Genomic DNA, 23,346 nt, shown 5'->3' with positions numbered 1-23,346 from the left:
GTCAAGTTTATGTGCGCTCCTGGGTCGGCCTCTCACCGGCTTTCCTCCCAATTGGTTGGTCCGATATATGGCCTGAACAAGAAGGAAACTGGAGCAGCGTATGTCACTCACCTTTCAGATCAGCCATGCCGAGCTACTTTTGTTGCTTGGTCTACTCGAATTGCCCCGGCCTTTTGCGCTGGGGCCGAGTGTGTTGCCGGAGCGACCGGTGCTTGAAGGTGTACTCGGTGCGGCAGTTGGCAGTCTGGCAGCGCGTGACCTGTTGAAATTACCGGCCCAGCCTGATCACCTACCGACACCTGATGCCGGTCTGGCGACGTTATTGCGTACAGCGGCGCTCGCCGATAGTCTGATGATTGTCGCCAGCGGCCCACCCACACGTCTTAGCCATATCAGTCGCGCCGGCGCGAACTTTGTGTTGCACTCCAGCCCAGCGCCAGACATACATCGCTTTGCCGCACTTCCCGGTGCCGGGCATGTTATCGACACGATGCTGGCGATGGTGATGCCGGAGAACATTCCTGAACCGGTCAGTACAGAGCCGCTCATGCTGGATGGTGAGGGATTGTTGACCGCGTTCAATGCTCTGCAACACGATGATCTTGATACCGCAGCACGTGTGTTTCAACGGCACGGCCATACTCCGGCGAAGGTGCGTCCACTGATTGAGATGATTGGTCCCCAACCAACCCGCCACGCGCTGGCGGCGATCCGACAGTTGCGTCAGCCTGACTCAGAAGCTCGTGGGGCAATCATCGTTGCCGGACGGTATGGGGGCTGGTGGGTTGCGCCGGCATCTGATCGGGATGATCTGCTGGCGTTGTGGCCGACTGGTGGTCCGGGATTGCGGGCAAAAATGAGTGAGTTTGGAGCCTGGATCTGTGAGGCTGCATAAGTCATGAATACCGTTGCTGCTATTCCAGAGCATTTACGGCGCTTCGCGGTTGTAACAACCACCAGTCATGATCGTTTGCACGCGGAAGCCGGGCGACTGGCCAATACCTTGCATTATTTCTCCGGCCAGTGTCGTGAATATACGGTTCCGCACCTTAACGGCCTCAGCGATGCCTTGTTTGCGCATTGCCGGGCGATTAACGAGATGGTTGAGTGGGTGCGCACAACCGCTGACCGCCTCGAAGTGGCTGATCGGGGGACACTCCGGCACCCCTCTTTTTGGGATGTAAGCACCGTCGCGCTCACCACATTCGGGACGGTTGCCCTGCGTCGTCTGACCTCGCTCAATGGGCCAGTGTTTGATATTGGAGCACGGGTAGCGTTTCGGGTGATATGGCAACTCCGCTCTCCACCATCGCTATCCCCCCATCACAAGACCGTGTTGCGAGTGGCTGCCTGCCTGGCAGCAGGCTGGATGGTGCAGAAGCTGCCGCCTTTACAACGCTGGTGGCTCAATCTGCTCTGGCCCGGCTCGCGTACTCTGGCGGTGCAGTCGTTCTTCTGGCGGGTATCGATCTACACTCCGCTTCTGCTTCCCTGGCAGCCGTTGCCAATAGCGATCCATCTGCTGGGGAGCACGTACCGCTTTGAGGCGGTTATTCACCATCTCCGGCAGGTCGAACGTGAGCTTGCGCCATCGCTGCGGACACTGGGATGGATGATGGTGTGGGAACCTGCGCTCTTCCGGTCAATTGTACACAGGCAGATCGCTGAGGTTACGCTTCGTGCATCCGCCTTCGCTGCCGATTTGCTCTGGCAACACTGGCAGCGACAGGTTCGCTACCATCTGACGCAACTGAGGCCATTTATTCCCAGCCAGGCCCAGATGTGGCGTCTGCTCAATCAGAGTATGATTTGGAACACCGATGTGATGTTACAGATGGGCTTCCAACAGCAATTTCTGTCAATCTTTTTGGCACAGTTCAGCGCTGCTGCAGGATTCAGTGCTGCTCCTCGTCTACCGGAAATAATCCAAAGTCCGACAGACATTCTGGCGTTCACCGAGAGCGGCTTCTGGATTGATGCATTTCAGTATCTTACCCTTGCCGAAATGCGGGAACTGGCCATGAATCTGGAACAACTCGATGCTAAAGTCAGAAGGGATCTTCGGCTTTTGGTGTCGATCCGCCCTACCGCAGGCCCAGAGGCCGAGCCTGACGGTCAGGCAGCAGTCACCGACGTTTTTCCACCGCTGGAGGATCAGACCAACCCACAGCAACCGTACCGGGTATCTCCAGCGGCATTGCAGGCAAATGCCCACGGCTTGATTAGCTCCTATTATGGCGAGGAGGTGCGGGCGGCTCAGGTGGGTAAGGACGAGTTTGCAATTGGCATTAACGGTCTCAGCCTTAACAACATGCCTGTTGGGACCAATGGTCTGGTTTCGGTGATCGATACCGCAGCGGGCAAGGAATATATCGAGCAGAACCGGTACTATCAGACGGTTATCGGACGTGTCTTGCGTTTGATCAACGAGTTGCCGGAAGGCAGTACGCTCCATCTAACCGGGCACAGTATGGGTGGTGGGATGTGTATTCTGCTGAGCAACGATCCGCGAGTGCAGGCAGCTCTGGCGCAGCGCAATATTCAGTTAGCCAGTGTGACCACGCAGGGGGCCGTGCGTCCGCAGGGCGAATGGGACGATGTGCCACCTGTGATCAACGGTCAACCGGTGACTGTACGTCACTACGTTGACAGCGATGACAAACTGGCATTGTCGGTTGGGGCAGGGCACCAGGATGAGCAGTATCGCGATGCTGTATACATGCTGGACAATAACCGCATCAATCAGCCGATGATTGTCCATAGTGCCTACCAGGATGCTGACTATACCCAATTACCGGAAACTGCCCAAACGCTGCCGTTTACGGTTGATCCGACCCACTTCCGCCTGGTAGAGATACCGCCACTGCCGTTTGATGAAGTTGATGTGGTTGTCGACCCGTTGTGGGCATGAATGATCCTGATCTGTGATTGTGTTGTGACGTAGTTCGAGTTATCCCACAAGGAGGTGCCTATGTCGGGACGCCCTGATGTCTGGTGGAACTGGCGGGCATCTGATGATGCTATCGGTGCGCTGCGACGCATGGCGGCTGTGCTTGATGAAGAGACCGGGCAACGCGCACGGGCTGCTGCCGAATTGCTCGCCGCCTGGCAAGGGCCACGCCAGGAGGAATGGGCTTTGCGGCAGGCTTCCCTGCAGGTTACCGCCACGAGCTTGCGTGATCGTTGTTTACAGGCGGCACAGGCGATTGCTCAGGCCAGTGCCCGGGCACGGGCCGAGCAAGACCGGATCAACCGTGAACGCTCATTACAGCAGGTGATGCACAATGCCGGACAGTAACTTTAATCGTCCACCCCGTCTCCGTCCGCGTTGGAGCGTGGAAACGATTGATTTACCTGCACCACCACCGCCACCATCACCGCGTCCGAATACGGTCTGGTTGCAGGCACTCCTTCCGATCATCGCTGCGCTCTTGTTTGGGGCCACAGCGCTGATTGGGTACGGATCGTGGCTGGCAGCGGTGCCGGCGCTGGTGCTGGCAGTACTGAGTGGTGGTGTAACCCTGTTTCACGAACATGATACGGCGCGCCGGCAGGCGCAGACCTACGCTGAACAGCAGGCAGTCTTTGTTGACCGGCTCACCATGGCCCGGTCGCGCCTGCGTCGCCTGCACGAGGAGGAGCGGGCTGCCCGGCGTTATCTGGCCCCCGATCCGGTGGAGTTGTTACGGATTGCCGGCGCCGATGAGCGGTCGCGATCACCCGAACCGCGATTGTGGGAACGGCGTCTGAGTGATGACGATGCGCTGGAATTGCGCGTGGGTTGCGGCACGCTGCCGGCGTCGGCGCGGGCCGTAGTTGCGTCCGGTGCACCGGCTGACCGGCGGATCGATCAGGTCATCGCCGAGTATGCCAGCCTCCATCAGGTGCCGGTGTACATTCCACTGCTCCAGCTTGGCTCGCTCGGCATTGCCGGGCCACGTCCGGCAGTATTGGGGCTTGCCTACGCTATGCTCACCCAGGCTGCGGTGTTGCACGCGCCAACTGAGTTGCGGATTGGTGTGATTGCTGGCCTCGCCACTGCTGCCGACTGGCAGTGGATTGCTCGCTTGCCGCACTGTCAGGCTCCCGATGCAACCTCGGTTGCTCGATCTTTGATTGCAACCGAACCACAGGCTACCGAGTCGCTGTTAACCTGCCTGCTCGATGAACTTAGTCGTCGCCGTGAATTGCCCACAAATCATCAGGTGCCGTTTTTAATCGTTGTGGATAGTGCCACCCTCATCACAACACATACTGCACTCGGTCAGTTGTTACGTGATGGTGGTGCCCATCGCTTCATCGTTGTGGTATTAACCGATGACTGGTCGCACATTCCTGAGCATTGTGCGGCGATGGTTGAAGTTGATCAACGCATGGGGCGATGGACGCGGGCCGGTGAGGCGTGGCCGGTAACCCCATTCCAGCCCGATCTACTTGATCGCCGCGAGGTTGAACGGTTAGCCGCTCGCCTGGCAACCGTGCGTCTCAATGAGATCGGTGCCGGTCATCATCTACCGCGCCAGGTACGCCTCCTCGATCTGTTATCGGCGCTGCTTCCAGACGACCAGCCTGTACCCGTGCGCTGGCAGCAACAACCTGCAATGTCCTGGCATGATGATGTGCCAATTGGGGCATTGAGCGAAGGGAAGCCGTGCTATCTCAACCTCAACGAACAACAACATGGTCCGCACGGCATTATTGCCGGTGCCACCGGTGCCGGGAAAAGTGTCTTGTTACAGACCATTATTACCGCTCTGGCAGTTACCCATGGCCCTGATCGGCTCAATCTCCTGTTAATTGATTTTAAAGGCGGAGCTGCGTTAGCACCGTTTGCTGCCTGGCCGCATACAACAGGCTTTGTGACCGACCTTGATGGACGTTTGGCGGCACGTGCCATCGCCGCGATTAGCAGTGAGTTGCGCCGTCGCAAGGCTGTGTTACGCACAGTCGCCGAACGCTACGGGGTTCATATCGAAAATATCGCCGACTATCGTGATCTGGCCAATCGTCAGCGCCTGGAACCACTACCCAATTTGTTGATTGTGCTCGATGAGTTTGATGAAATGGCGCGCAGTTGTCCCGATTTTGTCAGCGCACTCGTGCGGGTAGTGAAACAGGGTCGCTCGCTGGGAGTGCATCTGCTGATTGCAACCCAACAACCGGCCCGCGTCGTCAGTGATGAGATTCGCAGTCAATTGAGTTACTTTATCGCACTCCGTTTGGGTAGCAGTGATGATAGCCGGGAGATGTTGCAACGGCCTGATGCCGCATTTTTGCCGTCGCAGTTGCCGGGCCGTGCCTACATGCGTAGTGGTAGTGATGTCCGATTGCTTCAGGTTGCGCGATTGAGTGGGCAGGCAAACGGGCCGGGCGATCTTGAACTCATTGGTCAGCGCCTCATCCACGCCGGTCGTGCTTATCTCGATCAGCTTAACTGGCAACCAACGCCGATCTGGCAACCACCACTTCCTTCCCGATTAACCCTAGATGTCCCGTCATCCGATCTGCACACCGTGATCGGTCTGCTTGATATACCGCAACAGAGTCGGCAAGCACCGCTCGTGATTGACTTGCGGGCCGGCCATGTAGCAGTATTTGGCGGACCGGCCAGTGGCAAGAGCACAACCCTGGCCCGAATCGTGCTTGAACTGGCGCGATGCCTTTCGCCAGACAACCTCTGGTGCTACATCATCGACGGTGATGGTCGTCTGTTAAGCCTGTTTACCGACCTGCCGCATGTGGGTGCGCTGGTACGTCCCTTCGAGCGCGAAGCCATGGTGTCACTCTTCCGCCAGCTCGAACATCAAGTACGCGAGCGGCGTGCGCGGATCGCTGCCGGTCAATCACCAGGTCCGGCGTTGCTGTTGGTGGTGGATCGCCTGGCCGCCGTGCGTGATGAGTTGCGCGATGCTGCCGGCGAAAGCGATCTATCCGATCTGGTGCGTCTGGCGCGGAATGGTCGTGATGCAGGTTTTCATCTGGTGGTCTCTGCGGATCGACCTGCCGACATTCCCTATCGCCTGGCTGCCCAGTTCACACAACGATTGGCGCTACGGCTGCCCGATCTGAACGATTATGCCGATGTCTTCGGGCTACGGCCTGCCATTCAGCTCCCACCCCATCTTCCCGGTCGTGGGTACTGGCTCCATCCCGATGAGGGTTTGCTGGAGGTGCAGGTTGCGTTGCCGGTGGGAAGTGGTGACAGCAGTGATAGCCGTGAACTGGCACTTGCCGTGCGCACGCAGATCGCAGCACTGACTGCAACAACACGTAACACTGCTACGACGCTACCACCACCGTTAGCCTTACTGCCAGAACAATTGCCATTCGCTCAACTGCCACCGTCCAGCTATCGCGATACTACGCTGCGCCTGTCCTGTGGTTGGGCTGCCGAACCACCGGGGCCGGTGTATATCTGTCTGACCCCAGAGGCACCTCATGCACTAATCGTTGGGCCGCGCCGCAGCGGGAAGAGCACAGCGCTCTGGATCATCGTGCGGAGTGCGCAAACGGTTGAGCCGTCACTTCGCTTTGTGATCATTGATGGCCCACGACGCAGCCTGCACCACTTGCAAACCCTGCCACAGACGGTACGCTACGTTGCCGACGAAGAGGGAATCGCAACCTTGAGCGCAGAACTGAGCGGGTTGCGCCGCAATCCGACTGCTCGCCATCTCGTGATTATCGATGACTACCACCTATGTCGCGAGCGCTGGCGTGACCACTTTACACAAAGCTACAGCGCAACCCCAAACCTGTTCCAACAGCTCGTTGAACTGGCCCAAACCGGGAATGAGCCGTTTCATCTAATTGTTGCTGCCGGGATCACGTATGCCGACGATCCACTGCTGCGTGCTCTGGACAGCAGTCGCAATGGTCTTGTCATCTGGCCGGGACGCTACGAGTCGGGGACACGGCTGCTCGGTCTGAATTTACCGCTCCCTGAACAACGTACCAGTGAGCAGCCTCCAGGTCGGGCAATCCTGATCAGCGGTGACGAGGAGCCGGTGTTGATCCAGTTGGCCGGCGGAGATCATATCAAATCCTGAATCCAGCAGGTGCATACATTGGGGGTGATGTGAACGTGCTAATGCCTGGTAAGCGACAACAGCGAACAATCATTCTGGATGCAGAACTTCAGTTCAGCGCTGCGTGCGGAAGACTTCACGGTACGCAAATGAACGATTTTTATGTCAGTTATCTATAGAACTTATCTAACCCAGGTTGCTACCTTTGTCACCACAGAGGCACGAAGGACACAGAGGATGGGCATAACCTGATTTACTACCGTCAGGCGTGCGTAACGTAGCGCGTCGATGGGAACTGGCTGCTACCCACATCGTTCCTACAGGTACGCTGCACGATGTTGTGCGCGGCGTCGTACTGTTCATCCTGGCAGTCAGTCACGCGGCCTGCTCACAGCATAGGTGGCAGCTTGGGTGATTTAATAAAAGCTGTGCTATCCTGCTCCCAGACTGTCGCCCAGGCGCATGCACACCTGCCAATTACCAACGACAGCCTACCCTGCTTCTGGCTCGTTGGCAGAGAACAGCTCCAGTCGAGCCATCACTCGCCGCATTGATTACCTTGCCCGCTCGTCATGCGCATGGTGCGCGGTGTGGAGTGCGGCAGCCATGCTGCCGCAGCAGCCGTGCTCACAATCCGGCACGTGGCACGTCGCTAACCCTGCTGGTCGCGAGAATGCTGTGGATGCTCGTTCGTGCTCCCAGACTGTCGCCCAGGCGCATGCACACCTGCCAATTACCAACGACAGCCTGTCCTGCTTCTGGCTCGTTGGCAGAGAGCAGCTCCGGTCGTGCCATCACTCGCCGCATTGATTGCCTTGCCCGCTCGTCATGCGCGTGGTGCGCGGTGTGGAGTGCGGCAGCATGGCTGCCGCAGCAGTCAGGATCACGACCCGGCGCGTGGCACACCGTTGACCCTGCTGGTCAAGAGGATGCTGTGGGTGCTCGTCCGTGCTCCCAGACTGTCGCCCAGGCGCATGCACACCTGCCAATTACCAACGATAGCCTACCCTGCTTCTGGCTCGTTGGCAGAGAACAGCTCCAGTCGAGCCATCACTCGCCGCATTGATTACCTTGCCCGCTCGTCATGCGCGTGGTGCGCGGTGTGGAGTGCGGCAGCCATGCTGCCGCAGCAGTCAGGATCACGACCCGGCGCGTGGCACGTCGCTAAGCCTGCCGGTCACGGGAGTGCTGGATGTGCTCGTTACAATCATAGATTTGGTCAGGAATAAACGAGATAACTTCTAGCCTGTCATCTCTTACACCAGATTTGAGACCGATTATGCCTGTCTGGTAATGTTAAAGCGGTGAATGACCATTCGCCCCTGTCGGTGTGGGTGCTATCAGGAAGAATATCCATCCCCTCCAACCAAACGGTTGCTGGCGACCTATGTTGAACGTGTGAGTCACGGTCGCTCACGGCAAGCTCACCAGCAACACACCAACCAGAATCCCGGCCACACCGACCCACTGGCTATGTGCCAATCGCTCACGCAAAATCAGCCACGCCAGTACCACCGTAACCGCACTGAAAATCGAGGCCAGCGCGGTCACGACGCTGACATACGCAGTGGCAATACCGGTATTGAAACTCAAAAATGCCACCGTATCGAGTGCGCTGGCAGCGATGATCAAACGCAGATGTCGACCGCTCAGGCGCGGGATTGGATGCCGGGCGATCAGAATAATGACAATCCCGGCCAGCAACGTGAGCACGCGCCCGATAAGTACCGGCCACGCAATGCCAAACGTTGCCGTAACATCACCGACGAGCCAGAAGAAAAACCCAAAACTCAACGCAACCCCAATTGCCTCTGGCACACCCCGCAGATCGGCGCGTACCTTGCCCGGCCCACGCGAGACAGTCATCACCCCGACAATCACCAATCCCGTACCGGCAAGGGTTAGCAAGCCTATCTGTTCACCATCTAAAAACGCCAGCACCGCAGTGACTGCGGCAAAGCTGGCCGAGATCGGTGAGACAATGGCGAGCGTGCCAATGGCGAATGCTCGATAAAGCAACAGCGTACCGGTCAGATTGAGCAGGTTCACGGCAATCGCAACCAGCCATGCCAATCCCAGCGGTGGTAGTGGATCATGGCGAATTCCCAATACCAGCCCAATCGCCACAATCCCGCATAGTTGCGAACATACTATTGTCCATTGCCAGCCAATCTGGCGCGAGGCACGAGTAATCAAAAAATCACCCGTCCCCCAACCCAATGCTGCGATTAACCCGTAGATGATGCCCACAGCCCGTATCCTTACTTCATGGTGTCGTCATACCGGCACGGCGCTATACCAGCAGAATGCATGTGTCGCATTTTGAAGCGAAGAAGCCACTCTTGCGAAACCATCGCTTGCCCAAAGCATTACCGGATTTCCCGGAAACAATCGTTGCGATGCATCCAAAGACATCACCGATTACGCCCACGAAAATAGCCGGCACGAAAGGCAAGAGCCGCCACAACGGCTACCAGCAGCAAAATAATGAGACACTCAGTGAAACCTATTGTTGACATATGTTTGGAGTATGTAACCGACGGGAGGTCCGTCATAATGCCAGTATACCGTATTTACCCTGCAATGATGCCGGCGGCGATTGACACTGTTACACGACAGTGCAACTCCATCCACATCAGCCGCGTGCGGGCGAAGGCGCATACCGTGCTACAATATCCCACCATGGAACGACTTTTTGCTTTACACAGCCGCTTACAGCTCACCATAACGCTGGTTATCGTCGTCAGCTTGATCTGGGCGTTGATTGTAGCCTGGCGCAATCGGGGCAGCATGCAGGCGCCACTCGGCATCTTGCAACTGCTCATTATTGCCCAGTCCGTGATAGGGTTGCTTCTCCTCTGGCAGGCTGATCTCTTCCGCATGGCGCTGCACGTCATCTACGGCGTGGTGGCCGTCGGCTTAATTCCGGCAACCGCTGCCGCCCTGCGTGGACGATCACCGCGTGAAGTGGGGCTGATCTGCGCAGGCATTCTGGTCATGCTACTGATCGTAGTGGGACGCTTGTATGAGACCGGTGTGGTAGGCTTCTAAGAGACACCTCAAGCTGCCTGTTATGAAACCCGTTATAATAGTCAACATCTTATAGAGTGTCACCAGTCTAAGCCAAACGAGGAAACAAACTATGGACGATGTCGTCATTGTTGGTGCAGCGCGTACCCCAATCGGGCGCTTCAACAGCGCCTACAGCGGATTGAGTGCCATCGATTTAGGTGCAGCCGCCGTGCAAGCGGCTGTCCAACGGGCCGGAATTGAGGCAGACTCCATCGATGAATGCATTATGGGCTGCGTAGTCACCGCCGGCCTGGGACAATCACCGGCACGCCAGGCAGCTCTGCGTGCGGGCTTGCCGCATACAATTGGCGGCCTGACCATCAACAAGGTCTGTGGCAGTGGCCTCAAGGCAGTCATGATCGGCACCGCCCTGATCAAAGCCGGCGAAGCTGATGTCATTGTCGCCGGCGGTATGGAGCACATGAGCGGTGCGCCATACCTGCTTCCCCAGGCCCGCCACGGCTACCGGCTCGGCCACGGCCAGATCATCGACGCTGTCGTTCACGATGGTCTGTGGTGCGCTTTTGAGCATCATCACATGGGAGTGGCCGCTGAATGGATTGCGCGCACCTTCAATGTCACTCGCGAACAGCAAGATGCTTACGCATTGCAATCACACCAACGCGCAGTAGCCGCTCAGGACAGCGGCGCCTTCCAGGCCGAAATTGCACCGGTAACCGTCCCAGGGCCGAAAGGCCAGGTCAATCTGGTGACGACTGACGAAGGCCCCAGACGCGACACCTCGCTGGCTGCACTGGCAAAGCTCAAACCGGCATTTGTCACCGACGGCACCGTCACTGCCGGCAATGCCCCCGGCATTACCGACGGCGCGGCAGCAGTCGTACTAATGCGAGCCAGCCGGGCAGCCCAATTGGGGGTGCAACCCTTAGCCCGCATCGGCACAGCCGCCCAGGCCGCCGTCAAGCCGCTTGAACTCTTCACCGCACCGGCGTTTGCCATCGAACGGCTGATGAAGCGGGCAGGCCGTACCCTCGACGACTACGACCTGTTCGAGATCAACGAAGCCTTTGCCGCCCAGGTCATTGCGAACCTGCGTGCCCTGGCCCTCGATGCAGACCGGGTCAATGTCCACGGTGGCGCGATTGCTCTCGGCCATCCGATAGGAGCCAGCGGAGCACGTGTCCTGGTGACACTCATCTCAGCGTTACGCCAGCGCGGCGGCCAGCGCGGGATTGCCGCACTGTGTCTGGGAGGTGGTGAAGCGGTCGCCCTCGAAGTCGAGGTCGTCTAACCAAGGCCCGTCTCTGCCAGCCCTGCCGGTCATAGCGAGAGTGATTCAGCGCAGTGAGTCGTCAGGTGCGACCACCACGCAATTACCGCATATGGTTGGGGCGACGGCACAACGGTCGCACTGGCAGGGGCGGTCGCCTGAACCAGGCCCGCCTCTGCCAGCCCTGCCGGTTATAGCGAGAGTGATTCAGCGCGGCGAATCGTCAGTTGCAACCGCCACGCAATTGCCACATATGGTCGGGAAGACGGCATAACGGTCGCACTGGCAGGCGCGGTCGCCTGAACCAGGCCCGTCTCTGCCAGCCCTGCCGATCATAGCGAGAGTGCTTCAGCGCGGCGAGTCGTCAGTTGCAACCGCCACGCAATTGCCACATATGGTTGGGGCGACGGCATAACGGTCACGCTGGCAGGCCCAGGCGCCTGAACCAGGCCCGCCTCTGCCAGCCCTGCCGTTTATAGCGAGGGTGCTTCAGCGCAGGAGAGAACCCCTGGGAGCGCGCGCCTCCGGCTTACTCACCCGGCAGCGCTGGGAGCGTGCGCCTCCGGCGCGCTCATTACTGCGCCATCCGGCGACCGCGGTCACTATCTGGCACCGCCGGTTCCCGCCCCCAGCAGGGGCGGGTGGGGGTGGGTGAGCACCCTGCGAGCGCGCGCCTCCGGCTTACTCAACCCGGCAGCGCTGGGAGCGCGCGCCTCTGGCGCGCTCATCACCTGCGCACCTAGCCCCTTTTGCTTCGCCCTACACCGGTCACCCCCGACCTCAGCCTATGCATTACCCATACCTGGTGTCAACCACGTGCGTATCAGCGGGGATGATCGCTATGGGTACTGTCGTGGACGACTGGCACAGTGGCAACGCGCTGCTCCAGCCGTGCCGGCACGTGCTGGATGGATTGCCGTACCCGCTCATCATACGCATGTCGCGCAGTTTGGAGTGCGGCAGCCATGCTGCCGCGCCAGCCGTACCCACGATCCGGCGCGTGGTACGCCGTTACCCATCCTGGCTATGCATTACCCACAACTGGTGTCAACCACGTGCGTATCAGCGGGGATGATCGCTATGGGTACTGTCGTGGACGACTGGCACAGTGGCAACGCGCTGCTCCAGCCGTGCCGGCACGTGCTGGATGGATTGCCGTACCCGCTCATCATACGCATGTCGCGCAGTTTGGAGTGCGGCAGCCATGCTGCCGCGCCAGCCGTACCCACGATCCGGCGCGTGGTACGCCGTTACCCATCCTGGCTATGCATTACCCATACCTGGTGTCAACCACGTGCGTATCAGCGGGGATGATCGCTATGGGTACTGTTGTGGACGACTGGCACAGTGGCAACGCGCTGCTCTAGCCGTGCCGGCACGTGCTGGATGGATTGCTGTACCCGCTCATCATACGCATGTCGCGCAGTTTGGAGTGCGGCAGCCATGCTGCCGCGCCAGCCGTACCCACGATCCGGCGCGTGGTACGCCGTTACCCATCCTGGCTATGCATTACCCATACCTGGTGTCAACCACGTGCGTATCAGCGGGGATGATCGCTATGGGTGCTGTTGTGAGCGACTGGCCCGGTGGCAGGGCGACACTCCAGCCGTGCCGGCACGTGCTGGATAGATTGCCGTACCCGCTCGTTATGCGCGTGTCGCGCGGTGTGGAGTGCGGCAGCCATGCTGCCGCGCCAGTCGTGCTCACGATCCGGCGCGTGGTACGCCGTTACCCATCCTGGCTATGCATTACCCACAACTGGTGTCAACCACGTGCGTATCAGCGGGGATGATCGCTATGGGTACTGTCGTGGACGACTGGCACAGTGGCAACGCGCTGCTCCAGCCGTGCCGGCACGTGCTGGATGGAGTGCCGTACCCGCTCATCATACGCATGTCGCGCAGTTTGGAGTGCGGCAGCCATGCTGCCGCGCCAGCCGTACCCACGATCCGGCGCGTGGCATACCGTTACCCATCCTGGCTATGCATTACCCACAACTGGTGTCAACCACGTGCGTATCAGCGGGGATGATCGCTATGGGTACTGTCGTGGACGACTGGCACAGTGGCAACGCGCTGCTCTAGCCGTGCCGGCACGTGCTGGATGGATTGCTGTACCCGCTCGGCATGTGCGTGTCGCGTGGTTTGGAGTGCGGCAGCCATGCTGCCGCGCCAGCCGTACCCACGATCCGGCGCGTGGTACGCCGTTACCCATCCTGGCTATGCATTACCCACAACTGGTGTCAACCACGTGCGTATCAGCGGGGATGATCGCTATGGGTACTGTCGTGGACGACTGGCACAGTGGCAACGCGCTGCTCCAGCCGTGCCGGCACGTGCTGGATGGATTGCCGTACCCGCTCATCATACGCATGTCGCGCAGTTTGGAGTGCGGCAGCCATGCTGCCGCGCCAGCCGTACCCACGATCCGGCGCGTGGCATACCGTTACCCATCCTGGCTATGCATTACCCATACCTGGTGTCAACCACGTGCGTATCAGCGGGGATGATCGCTAAGGGTGCTGTTGTGAGCGACTGGCCCGGTGGCAGGGCGCCACTCCAGCCGTGCCGGCACGTGCTGGATGGATTGCTGTACCCGCTCATCATACGCATGTCGCGCAGTTTGGAGTGCGGCAGCCATGCTGCCGCGCCAGCCGTACCCACGATCCGGCGCGTGGTACGCCGTTACCCATCCTGGCTATGCATTACCCATACCTGGTGTCAACCACGTGCGTATCAGCGGGGATGATCGCTATGGGTACTGTTGTGGACGACTGGCACAGTGGCAACGCGCTGCTCTAGCCGTGCCGGCACGTGCTGGATGGATTGCTGTACCCGCTCATCATACGCATGTCGCGCAGTTTGGAGTGCGGCAGCCATGCTGCCGCGCCAGCCGTACCCACGATCCGGCGCGTGGTACGCCGTTACCCATCCTGGCTATGCATTACCCATACCTGGTGTCAACCACGTGCGTATCAGCGGGGATGATCGCTATGGGTGCTGTTGTGAGCGACTGGCCCGGTGGCAGGGCGCCACTCCAGCCGTGCCGGCACGTGCTGGATAGATTGCCGTACCCGCTCGTTATGCGCGTGTCGCGCGGTGTGGAGTGCGGCAGCCATGCTGCCGCGCCAGTCGTGCTCACGATCCGGCGCGTGGTACGCCGTTACCCATCCTGGCTATGCATTACCCACAACTGGTGTCAACCACGTGCGTATCAGCGGGGATGATCGCTATGGGTACTGTCGTGGACGACTGGCACAGTGGCAACGCGCTGCTCCAGCCGTGCCGGCACGTGCTGGATGGAGTGCCGTACCCGCTCATCATACGCATGTCGCGCAGTTTGGAGTGCGGCAGCCATGCTGCCGCGCCAGCCGTACCCACGATCCGGCGCGTGGCATACCGTTACCCATCCTGGCTATGCATTACCCATACCTGGTGTCAACCACGTGCGTATCAGCGGGGATGATCGCTAAGGGTGCTGTTGTGAGCGACTGGCCCGGTGGCAGGGCGCCACTCCAGCCGTGCCGGCACGTGCTGGATGGATTGCTGTACCCGCTCATCATACGCATGTCGCGCAGTTTGGAGTGCGGCAGCCATGCTGCCGCGCCAGCCGTACCCACGATCCGGCGCGTGGTACGCCGTTACCCATCCTGGCTATGCATTACCCATACCTGGTGTCAACCACGTGCGTATCAGCGGGGATGATCGCTAAGGGTGCTGTTGTGAGCGACTGGCCCGGTGGCAGGGCGCCACTCCAGCCGTGCCGGCACGTGCTGGATGGATTGCTGTACCCGCTCGGCATGTGCGTGTCGCGTGGTTTGGAGTGCGGCAGCCATGCTGCCGCGCCTGCCTTGCTCACGATCCGGCGCGTGGCATACCGTTACCCATCCTGGTCACGGGGGTGCTGGTTGCAAGAGATTCGTGCCTGTGCACCAGCGGCCACGGCCAGCATCTGCCGGCGGTGGCGAGGATGCCTCCACGCTGGCTGGAAGCCTGCGCCACGGGGAGCGCTTGCAGTCCGGCCTGACGCAGCGTGACATGTGGGTAATGCATAGCCCAGCGGGGGCGGGTGGGGGTGGGGGTGGGTGAGAACCCCTGGGAGCGCGTACCTCCGGCTTACTCACTGGCAACGCTGGGAGCGCGCGCCTCCGGCGCGCTCCCCACCGCGCACCAAACCCTTCTGCTCCATCCCGCACCGTTCATCCCCGCTTTCAGCGCGGGCGGGCTAGGGTGGAGGTTGCTTAGAACTCCTGGGAGCGCACGCCTCCGGTGCGCTTATCATCTACCGTCATCTGAACAGTGGTAATGTAGCGCCGCCCTGCCTTGCGCCTCTGCTCGTGACCTGCAAGCGTGTGTCAGGAGAACAGTGCCGCTCATCGCAACACCGATTGAGCAACAGCATACCTGTATGCCTGCTCGGCAATTGGTGCCAGGTTCTCCCAGCGTAGCCGTTGGGCAGCGGCCAGCGCAGCCATCCGCAAACGCATGCGTGCTGACTCATCGGCTAGCAGATGAAGCGTAGCTGCCGCCAGTGCCGATGCATCACCCGGCGGGACGAGCAAACCTGCATCAGGTGCAAGGTAATCGCGGGCAGTACCGACATCACTCGCTACGATTGGCAACCCGGCTGCCAGCAGTTCGACCAGTTTCGCCATCCCACGCGCCCGGTTGATCAGCGTGTCACGAATCGGGGCCAACGCCACATCAGCCCCGGCCAGAATGGCTGGAATAGCTGTTGGCTCCTGCCAGCCCCGATAATCGATCATGTCGGCCCACCCCTGATCGGCGGCAAGTGCCAGGAGTTGCTGTTCTTCACCCCGTTCTCCCTTACCGACCAGCACCAGACAGGCGTCAGGCCGGCTACGCCGAATAATTGCCAGCGCTGTTGCCACTTCCGCCAGGTCGAGTTCCCAAAAACGGGTGTAGAGAACGATGGTCGGTTGCGATGATGCTGATCGGGCAGGAGTCTCAACATGCGGTGCGCCGTTCGGCAGGTAGAAGACACGTTCGGGTGGTACGCCCATTGCCCAAATTAATGTCTCCAATGTGTGAGACACAACCGTGACCGCATTCGCTCGTCGCGGTAGATCGCGCTCTTGCCATGCGAAGAGGGCTTTAGCCAGTGGTGGATAGGGTAACAGATCATTCCAACCCCCTGGACCTTCCCAATCGTCACAATCAACCACCAGGGGAATGCGACCACGCGCCAGAACCGCTAAGCCGCCGAACCCCTTGGGCTTGAAAAGATGCATCACATCAGGTTGAGTCCGTCGTGCCCATTGCCACAGGGCCACGGTGTGCCAGATGGCTGCAGCCAGACCGCCAATCGGTGGGGTCGCGGTATGCACAACCATCACCCCACCAGCGTAACGCGCCGTACCACCATCGGCAGGGTTATGGATCGGAGGCGCAACAATCGTAACGATGTGCCCGCGTTGCTGCAAGGCTTGGGCGAGGGGCAGCATGCGGGCAAGTAATGTGCCCTTCGGCCTGATGCCGAAGGGCGCAATCATAGTGACTCGCATTAGCGACCAGCGCGAATAATGTCCATCATCTCGTCAACTCGCGTGACCTTAACCCGTGGTCGGCCCTGAGCTGCACCCTGTGCCGTCTCATAGGCGTCGAGCCGCTGCCAGTCGGCGTAGGTCACGAAGTCAACACCACGTGAACGGAGCAAATCGGCAATATCATCATGTTGCGGCGCACCGGGCAGAGCGGGAAGATCGGCCAGCATGCTATTGACGGTTGCCACTGCGTCAGGCTTATTGGTACCGATAACCCCTGACGGCCCGCGTTTAATCCAACCGACCACATATTCACCGGAGACCGGCTCACCGTTTGGCCCATTCAGCACGCGCCCATCACGATTGGGAATCGTACCGCTTGCTTCATCAAATGGCACATCTGGGAGTGGTTCACCGCGATAACCAACCGAACGCAAGACCATCCCGCAGCTCAATTCCTCGGTCACGCCGGTTCCTTTCGGGCGCAAACTGCCATCAGCAGCCTGTACCAGGCGGTTGCGCTCAATAGTGACACCCGTTACCCGTCCATCAACACCGTGGATTGCAATTGGCGAAACCAGGAAGCGCATCACAATCCGGCGCGGTGCACCGGTGTCGCCACGGGCGGCATATGCGCGTAGCAGCTCAACATTCTTTGCCGCAGTCTTGTCTTCAGCCAGTGCCGCTTCACTCAGGGGATCGAGTTCGAGGTCTGCCGGATCAACAATCACGTCTACCCCACGCAACTCGCCAAACTCTTTCAATTCGGGATTGGTGAATGCGGCTTGCGCCGGGCCGCGCCGACCGAGCATGACCACTTCGCGCACCTTGCTCTGGCGCAGCGCTGCCAGCGCATGATCGGCAATATCAGTCTTCGCCAGATCATCGGGATCGCTGACCAGAATGCGGGTTACGTCCATCGCCACATTCCCATTGCCAACGACAACAACCCGCTCGACGTTCAAATCTACTTCCAGATCGCGATAATCGGGACGTCCGTTGTACCAGCCCACGAACGCAGTTGCCGGCATACTGCCAAACAGGTCTTCGCCGGGAATGCCCATCCGCCGGTCTGATTGGGCACCGACTGCATACACAATTTGATCGTAACGGGCACGCAGATCGGCACGGGTAATGTCCACACCGAAAGTCACATTACCAAAGTAGCGCACGTTGTTATGCGCTGCCAGTTTATCGTAAATGCGGGTTACTGCTTTAATGGATTGGTGATCAGGAGCCACTCCCTCGCGTACCAGGCCGTAAGGGGTGGGAAAGCGGTTAAAGATATCGATCTGGCAAACGAGATTTTTTTGTTTGAGTAGCGCTTCAACGGTGTAAAAACCGGCAGGACCGGCGCCGATAATTGCAACACGCAGTGGGCGCTGGGCGCTTCCCAAGGGTTCACTCACGGTGCACTCCTTTGCTGTCGTTTTGGTTTGCCTGATAATCCGTTTGTGATTTACAGCACAGATTGACCGAAATGTACCATGCCTGTTGCGTTGTGTCAAACGATTATGGTGAGTGCATGTGGGCCGGTGATAGCGGTTGTGCTGCCCGTCCAAACCACACAGGATGGGCGATTCTGAAGGGTAAGATTGCTACATGCGCCGGTGTGTGTATGCAATGAGCAGGTACGGTGTGGGTTATCATTCGGGTCAGGATGTTCAGATCAAATCTCGATAGATCGTATCACGACAGTTGAGGCTTCCTGGATGCCCGGTAACAGCCGGTATCGTTTAGTGTGTCTCACTGCGTGATGTCAAATCTGGTTTCATAACCCAAGTTGCCATCTACACTGTGAGCAGATCACGTGTCTGGCTGCCAGGATGAACAGCACGACGCTGCACACAACACCGTGCAGCGTACCTGTATGAACCATGTGGGCAGCAGCCAGTTCCCATCGACGTGCTCCGTCACGACTCAAGGTGGCAACTCGGATTATACTCGTCCTCTGTGTCCTCCGTGCCTCTGTGGTGATATTCCTGCGCTGTGAGCAGACCACGTGAGGCTGGCTGCCAGGATGAACAGCACGACGCTGCACACAACACCGTGCAGCGTACCTGCATGAACCACGTGGGTAGCAGCCAGTTCCCATCGACGCGCTCCGTCACACCTTACGGTAGTGGGTTTTACCCATCCTCTGTGTCCTCCGTGTCTCTGTGGTGATATAAGGTGACAACCTGGGTGTCAGCCTATCTCTGAAGATTGTAATCTGCCTTCTCATGGTATGCCGGGCTTCGATGTGCTATCATTTTCTGGAAACCCGGTTGGTATGCAGATCGTACATCATGTCGAGATGAAGTTCTTCGGGCAGTATCAGAAATAAGTCCTGCGTTCAACGAGGTTGCCGTCCCCAAAGTGACAAGGTATACGCTGAGTGCGCCAACGACGTTACTGTTCATTTGTTCCAGGGCTGTACGGTTGTTGGCTAAGAACGAGCAGGTTGTTGTATCCCGTTTGTTGTCTGCGTCCACGAATAGCTTCGCCCATTCGTTGATAGTCTCACCCATGACAGAAAGGACAACCGATTATGAGTGATCCGCAGCGCCCGGAAGAGTACGGTAGCTATCAACCTGGTCAGCCACCCTACCAGCAGCAGCCCTATCAACCCTATCAGCTTCAATACCAGCAAGTACCTGGAGCACAGGAACATCCCTCGGAAGTCATGGCCATTGCGATTATGGCGATTGTTGATGCGGTGATCAGCGGTCTGGCTGGTGTGGGCTGGATATTCACTCTTTGCGGGATTCCACTTGGTATTTATTCAATTATCGTAGCGGCGGTGGCCGGTACGTATGCCTACAGGTTGCTGAGTCGTCCGCTACAGCCGATACAGCCGAACAAGACGCTGGCGATTATGCAAATCGCCAATATCATCACCGGTAATATCTTCTCGCTGGCATTTGGGATCATTAGCCTGGTGCTGTATGATCAGCCAAAGGTGCGGGCCTATTTTGCCTATCGGAATGGGCAGCCAGTACCACCACAGCAGTACCAACCGCCACCATTTTAGAGGTCGAGGTGTCCGTGTCGCGTACCTGGACGTGCGGCAACGTAACTGCCGCACGCACCGACCGTCCTTATTACGCAGAGCGCAGTGGTTGCGCTTGCCCGTTGCTGACCGCTGCCTGCCAATCCCTCAGAACACGTTGTCTTTGTCTGTGGTTTGCCAGATTTGCGCACCGGTGGCCGGCAAATTCCCAATGTCCAGCATCCCGTTGCGTACAACCGTCTCGGCACCACTGAAGAGTTCCCGCAGGTGAACCCCATCAGCCAGCCCGCCGTGACGCACCGGCAGCAGGCGTTGCCCATCATCACTGCGCCGTACCACAATGATCATGCGCTCCTCAGGTGCTTCGCGCTGGAAGGCAATCGTTTCCCCGTTTGCGTAGAGCTGCTGAAAGCCGCCCCAGCGCAACGCCGGCGACTGACGCCGTAAGCGTGCCAGCCGTTGCACGAACGCCCGCAGGTCGTGATCCCACTCTCGTTCATCCCACGGCATCGGTCGCCGACAATCAGGATCACCGCCGCCCGTCAGTCCAATTTCGTCACCGTAGTAGATACACGGCACCCCCGGATAGCAGAAGAGTAACGTCATCGCTACCCGCACTCGCGCCAGATCATCGCCTACGATTGTCCGTAGACGCGGGGTGTCATGACTTCCCAACAGGTTGAATTGCTGACTGGCGATCTGCCACGGTATCGCTGCCCGAAATGCCGTCCATTGCGCAACGACCGTCTCGGTTGCAATCGGTCGTGGATCGGCTTCAGGCCGCTGCGGATTGAACTCAAACCCTCCCAACCAGCGCCAGATGGGAAAGGTGAAGCCTTGATAATTCATTGTGGCATCAAGCTCTTCACCTTGCAGATGGGGAGTACCGTCGAAGAAGTGTTCACCCAGCAGATAGGCTTCCGGTTGCTCTGCCTTCACTGCCCGCCGAATCCCGCGTCCAATCTTGTGGCCAAGGTTGTCTGTCCCCAACCGCCCCAGCATATTGGCAACATCAATCCGCCAGCCGTCGATCCGATAGGGTGGTCGTAACCAGTAGCGCATAATCGCATCCTGGCCTGCGTACATCACGTCGCGGAGGCGGACACTGCGGTAATTGAGTTTGGGCAGGGTCTTGACCCCCAGCCAGCTCTCGTAGTCGTCGGGATGACGACGGAACATGAAGAACTCGGCTGTTGGTGCTCGTGGGTTGGCCTGGGCAGCGACAAACCACGGATGGGTCACTCCACAATGGTTCGGTACGATGTCAAGCACCAGCTTCATGGCTCGCTCGTCGAGTACCTCACGTAAGCGGAGTAACCCTGCTTCACCTCCCAGGTGTGGATCAATGCTGGTATAGTCTTCGACATCGTATTTGTGGTTCGATGGTGCTCGGAAGATAGGATTGAGATACAGTGCCGAGACTCCCAGATCGGTCAGATAGTCGATGCGCTGCGCGATCCCTTGCAAATCGCCACCGTAGAACTCTATCGATCCGGTCGCCCGGTTGGGTCGTTCATCCCAGCGGCGCGCAACAACCGGTCGTCCGTGGTAGAGATACGCACCATCGCGGACATTATTCGTCGGGTCGCCATCGGCAAACCGATCCGGAAAAATCTGGTAGAAGACCGCATCACGTACCCAGGCTGGCGCGTGATAGTTGGCCAGTACCACGAAATCATTTGCGTCGGTGGGGTAGTGACGGGTGATGCCACCAGCGCTGTACCAGCGCGAACAGTCATCTGCGCGGATCAGGAAGCGGTAATTGGTGCGGAGCATGCGGATCGGTAGCTCACCTTCCCACCACCGGCACACCCCGCGCACTCCCAGATCGCGCAGTGGCGTAAAATGCTGTTCCCCATCCGGGCAGGTGCGGAGGAAGACCCCACTGACCGGTGCGTCTGCGGCCATACGGAGCCGAAATACCGCTGTGTCACCTGGTCTGCCACTGAAGCGCAGATACATCGGTGATCCGTCGTGATGAATACTGGTTTCCCAGTGTACAGTGCTCATGCCAGGTTCTCCAGTGCGGCAATCGCCGCCGCCAGTCGCGAGAGACTCCGTTCGCGTCCTACACCGGCGAGCGTATCAAACAGCGGTGGTGCCACGCTGCGCCCGGTAATGGCGACGCGAATCGCCCCGAAGAGCGGCCCCGGCTTCACCTGCAATTGTTCGCAGAGGGCGCGCAGCGTTGTCTCCAGCGCGGGTGGTGTCCAATCGGTTTGCTGACTCAGAGCTTCGTGCGCAGCCCGCAGTAAGGCGACGGTTTGCGCCGCGTCGTGCTTCTTTGGAATCAGATCGGCAGGGTTGTACGTCTCGCCGGGTACCACATCCTGGTAGAAGAAGGCCAGCAGATCAGGCGCTTCCTGCAACTCTTCCAGCCGCTCGTGAATCAATGGGATCAAACTGATGAGATACGCGCGTTCCGTCTCGCTTGCCGGATCGCCGATCAGACCCGCTCGTTGCATGAACGGCAGCACGCGCTCGGCCAACTGCTCTGTCGTCAGTTTACGGATGTAGATACCGTTCATGTCGCGCAGCTTCTCAGGGTTCCAGCGCGCCGGCGAGGGTTGTATTCGCTCAAGCGTGAAACGCGCAATCAACTCGTCGCGCGTCATAATTTCGGTCACGCCATCGTAGCTCCATCCCTGCAAGGCGAGATAGTTGAAGATTGTCTCCGGCAGGTAGCCACGCTCACGAAATCGCTGTGTCGCTACATCGTCTTTGCGCTTCGACAACTTGCCACGGCCATCTTGCCGCAGAATCGCCGGCAAATGGGCAAAGACCGGGCGCGGCCAGCCGAAGAAGTCGTAAAGCAGAACGTGGTACGGGGTACTGGGTACCCACTCTTCGCCACGCATAACGTGAGTGATCTTCATCAAGTGATCATCGACCAGATGGGCGAAGTGGTAGACCGGCATTCCGGTCGATTTGATCAACACAATGTCTTGCAACTGATTATTCTGCACCACAATCTCGTCACCACCGCGGATCAGATCGCGAAAGCGAGTTTCGCCTTCAAGGGGCGTTTTGAGCCGGATGGTGTACGGCTTGCCACTGGCCGCCTCTTCACGCTGGCGCTCAAGCGGCCAGTCACGCTCCGGGCCACGGAAGCGAAATGCCTTGATGCCAGCAGCTTCCGCTGCGGCCCGCATCTGAGCCAGTTCTTCTTCGGTGGTAAACGACATGTAGGCAAGACCGGCTTCCAGAAGCTGGTTGATGAATGGCTGATAGATTCCCTGCTCAAACCGTTCTGATTGCACGTAAGGGCCGTAAGGGCCACCCACATCTGGCCCTTCGTCCCAATCGATACCCACCCAGCGCAGTGAGGCGCTAATGTCGTCAGCCGCGCCCGGCACGAATCGCTTTTCGTCGGTATCTTCGATCCGTAGAATAAATTGCCCCCCGTAGTGGCGGGCACAGAGCCAGTTGAAAAGGGCAGTGCGTACACCGCCAATGTGCAAACTACCGGTTGGGCTGGGTGCAAAGCGCACCCGCACCGGCCCTTCGATGGAACTCATGG

26 protein-coding genes are annotated in these 23,346 nt (G+C 59.0%); 8 read left to right on the top strand and 18 right to left on the bottom strand.

Annotated features, from left to right (window positions below):
* Nucleotides 1-100: 100 nt before the first annotated feature.
* The 4 genes from CAUR_RS08120 to CAUR_RS08105 are packed head-to-tail and all read left to right on the top strand — an operon-like array spanning nucleotide 101 to nucleotide 7,049.
* On the top strand, nucleotides 101-895 hold the full coding sequence (locus CAUR_RS08120; RefSeq protein WP_012257419.1) for a hypothetical protein: 795 nt from the start codon (nucleotides 101-103) through the stop codon (nucleotides 893-895).
* A gap of 3 nt (nucleotides 896-898) precedes the next feature.
* Complete coding sequence (locus CAUR_RS08115) at nucleotides 899-2,911, top strand: hypothetical protein (protein WP_012257418.1); 2,013 nt, start codon at nucleotides 899-901, stop codon at nucleotides 2,909-2,911.
* A 60-nt stretch (nucleotides 2,912-2,971) separates the two neighbouring features.
* Nucleotides 2,972-3,298: a hypothetical protein gene (locus tag CAUR_RS08110; RefSeq protein WP_012257417.1), complete on the top strand. Its 327-nt coding sequence runs from the start codon at nucleotides 2,972-2,974 to the stop codon at nucleotides 3,296-3,298.
* A complete protein-coding gene (locus CAUR_RS08105; RefSeq protein WP_012257416.1) occupies nucleotides 3,285-7,049 on the top strand; it encodes an FtsK/SpoIIIE domain-containing protein in 3,765 nt (1,254 codons plus the stop codon). Before CAUR_RS08110 ends, CAUR_RS08105 begins: the two co-directional genes overlap by 14 nt.
* Before the next feature lie 1,392 nt (nucleotides 7,050-8,441).
* Here CAUR_RS08105 and CAUR_RS08100 read toward each other — a convergent pair.
* Nucleotides 8,442-9,278, bottom strand: a complete 837-nt coding sequence (locus CAUR_RS08100; protein ID WP_012257415.1) for a DMT family transporter — start codon at nucleotides 9,276-9,278, stop codon at nucleotides 8,442-8,444.
* A 62-nt stretch (nucleotides 9,279-9,340) separates the two neighbouring features.
* Here CAUR_RS08100 and CAUR_RS08095 point away from each other — a divergent pair, with 62 nt between their 5' ends.
* The 3 genes from CAUR_RS08095 (at nucleotide 9,341) to CAUR_RS08085 (ending at nucleotide 11,352) form a co-directional block, all read left to right on the top strand.
* Entirely contained in the window at nucleotides 9,341-9,544 is a 204-nt protein-coding gene (locus CAUR_RS08095) for a hypothetical protein (protein ID WP_157866422.1), read from the top strand.
* A gap of 166 nt (nucleotides 9,545-9,710) precedes the next feature.
* The gene (locus tag CAUR_RS08090) at nucleotides 9,711-10,079 is read left to right on the top strand and encodes a hypothetical protein (RefSeq protein WP_242605102.1); all 369 of its coding nucleotides are present in this window, start codon (nucleotides 9,711-9,713) and stop codon (nucleotides 10,077-10,079) included.
* Nucleotides 10,080-10,170: 91 nt separating this feature from the next.
* Nucleotides 10,171-11,352 carry a thiolase family protein gene (locus tag CAUR_RS08085; RefSeq protein WP_012257413.1) on the top strand — a complete coding sequence of 394 codons (1,182 nt, stop codon included), beginning with the start codon at nucleotides 10,171-10,173 and terminating at the stop codon, nucleotides 11,350-11,352.
* 802 nt (nucleotides 11,353-12,154) lie between these two features.
* Here the strand turns inward: CAUR_RS08085 and CAUR_RS08080 are convergent.
* The 15 genes from CAUR_RS08080 to CAUR_RS08025 form a co-directional block, all read right to left on the bottom strand.
* The gene (locus tag CAUR_RS08080; protein ID WP_157866418.1) at nucleotides 12,155-12,298 is read right to left on the bottom strand and encodes a hypothetical protein; all 144 of its coding nucleotides are present in this window, start codon (nucleotides 12,296-12,298) and stop codon (nucleotides 12,155-12,157) included.
* A gap of 95 nt (nucleotides 12,299-12,393) precedes the next feature.
* Nucleotides 12,394-12,537 carry a hypothetical protein gene (locus tag CAUR_RS08075; protein ID WP_157866418.1) on the bottom strand — a complete coding sequence of 48 codons (144 nt, stop codon included), beginning with the start codon at nucleotides 12,535-12,537 and terminating at the stop codon, nucleotides 12,394-12,396.
* 95 nt (nucleotides 12,538-12,632) lie between these two features.
* On the bottom strand, nucleotides 12,633-12,776 hold the full coding sequence (locus CAUR_RS20825) for a hypothetical protein (protein ID WP_157866416.1): 144 nt from the start codon (nucleotides 12,774-12,776) through the stop codon (nucleotides 12,633-12,635).
* 95 nt (nucleotides 12,777-12,871) lie between these two features.
* Nucleotides 12,872-13,015: a hypothetical protein gene (locus tag CAUR_RS08070; RefSeq protein ID WP_162015865.1), complete on the bottom strand. Its 144-nt coding sequence runs from the start codon at nucleotides 13,013-13,015 to the stop codon at nucleotides 12,872-12,874.
* A 95-nt stretch (nucleotides 13,016-13,110) separates the two neighbouring features.
* Nucleotides 13,111-13,254 (bottom strand): hypothetical protein, encoded by a 144-nt coding sequence (locus CAUR_RS08065; RefSeq protein ID WP_157866414.1) that lies wholly within the window; start codon nucleotides 13,252-13,254, stop codon nucleotides 13,111-13,113.
* Between the two features lie 95 nt (nucleotides 13,255-13,349).
* Entirely contained in the window at nucleotides 13,350-13,493 is a 144-nt protein-coding gene (locus CAUR_RS08060) for a hypothetical protein (protein ID WP_157866420.1), read from the bottom strand.
* A gap of 95 nt (nucleotides 13,494-13,588) precedes the next feature.
* Nucleotides 13,589-13,732, bottom strand: coding sequence for a hypothetical protein (locus CAUR_RS08055; RefSeq protein WP_157866418.1), 144 nt, complete (start codon nucleotides 13,730-13,732; stop codon nucleotides 13,589-13,591).
* A gap of 95 nt (nucleotides 13,733-13,827) precedes the next feature.
* Nucleotides 13,828-13,971, bottom strand: a complete 144-nt coding sequence (locus CAUR_RS20820; RefSeq protein ID WP_157866412.1) for a hypothetical protein — start codon at nucleotides 13,969-13,971, stop codon at nucleotides 13,828-13,830.
* Nucleotides 13,972-14,066: 95 nt separating this feature from the next.
* Complete coding sequence (locus tag CAUR_RS20815; protein WP_157866416.1) at nucleotides 14,067-14,210, bottom strand: hypothetical protein; 144 nt, start codon at nucleotides 14,208-14,210, stop codon at nucleotides 14,067-14,069.
* Nucleotides 14,211-14,305: 95 nt separating this feature from the next.
* Nucleotides 14,306-14,449 (bottom strand): hypothetical protein, encoded by a 144-nt coding sequence (locus tag CAUR_RS08050; protein ID WP_162015863.1) that lies wholly within the window; start codon nucleotides 14,447-14,449, stop codon nucleotides 14,306-14,308.
* Nucleotides 14,450-14,544: 95 nt separating this feature from the next.
* Entirely contained in the window at nucleotides 14,545-14,688 is a 144-nt protein-coding gene (locus CAUR_RS08045; protein ID WP_157866414.1) for a hypothetical protein, read from the bottom strand.
* A gap of 95 nt (nucleotides 14,689-14,783) precedes the next feature.
* Entirely contained in the window at nucleotides 14,784-14,927 is a 144-nt protein-coding gene (locus tag CAUR_RS08040) for a hypothetical protein (protein ID WP_157866412.1), read from the bottom strand.
* A 95-nt stretch (nucleotides 14,928-15,022) separates the two neighbouring features.
* A complete protein-coding gene (locus CAUR_RS08035; protein WP_157866410.1) occupies nucleotides 15,023-15,166 on the bottom strand; it encodes a hypothetical protein in 144 nt (47 codons plus the stop codon).
* 537 nt (nucleotides 15,167-15,703) lie between these two features.
* Nucleotides 15,704-16,855, bottom strand: coding sequence for a glycosyltransferase family 4 protein (locus CAUR_RS08030; RefSeq protein ID WP_012257412.1), 1,152 nt, complete (start codon nucleotides 16,853-16,855; stop codon nucleotides 15,704-15,706).
* Nucleotides 16,855-18,243, bottom strand: coding sequence for an FAD-dependent oxidoreductase (locus tag CAUR_RS08025; protein WP_012257411.1), 1,389 nt, complete (start codon nucleotides 18,241-18,243; stop codon nucleotides 16,855-16,857). The genes CAUR_RS08030 and CAUR_RS08025 overlap by 1 nt, the downstream gene beginning before the upstream one ends.
* Nucleotides 18,244-19,364: 1,121 nt before the next feature.
* Between CAUR_RS08025 and CAUR_RS08020 the strand changes: the two genes are divergently transcribed.
* Nucleotides 19,365-19,847, top strand: coding sequence for a hypothetical protein (locus tag CAUR_RS08020; protein WP_012257410.1), 483 nt, complete (start codon nucleotides 19,365-19,367; stop codon nucleotides 19,845-19,847).
* A gap of 126 nt (nucleotides 19,848-19,973) precedes the next feature.
* Here CAUR_RS08020 and malZ read toward each other — a convergent pair whose 3' ends face one another.
* Together malZ and gltX are read right to left on the bottom strand one after the other, a co-directional pair.
* Nucleotides 19,974-21,836, bottom strand: coding sequence for a maltodextrin glucosidase (malZ, locus tag CAUR_RS08015; protein WP_012257409.1), 1,863 nt, complete (start codon nucleotides 21,834-21,836; stop codon nucleotides 19,974-19,976).
* Entirely contained in the window at nucleotides 21,833-23,344 is a 1,512-nt protein-coding gene (gene gltX, locus CAUR_RS08010; protein ID WP_012257408.1) for a glutamate--tRNA ligase, read from the bottom strand. Before gltX ends, malZ begins: the two co-directional genes overlap by 4 nt.
* Between the last annotated feature and the right edge of the window lie 2 nt (nucleotides 23,345-23,346).

Source organism: Chloroflexus aurantiacus J-10-fl (assembly GCF_000018865.1).
Taxonomy (GTDB): domain Bacteria; phylum Chloroflexota; class Chloroflexia; order Chloroflexales; family Chloroflexaceae; genus Chloroflexus; species Chloroflexus aurantiacus.
The sequence above is the reverse complement of the archived record's forward strand: the minus strand, read 5'-3'. Positions and strand labels throughout refer to the sequence as shown.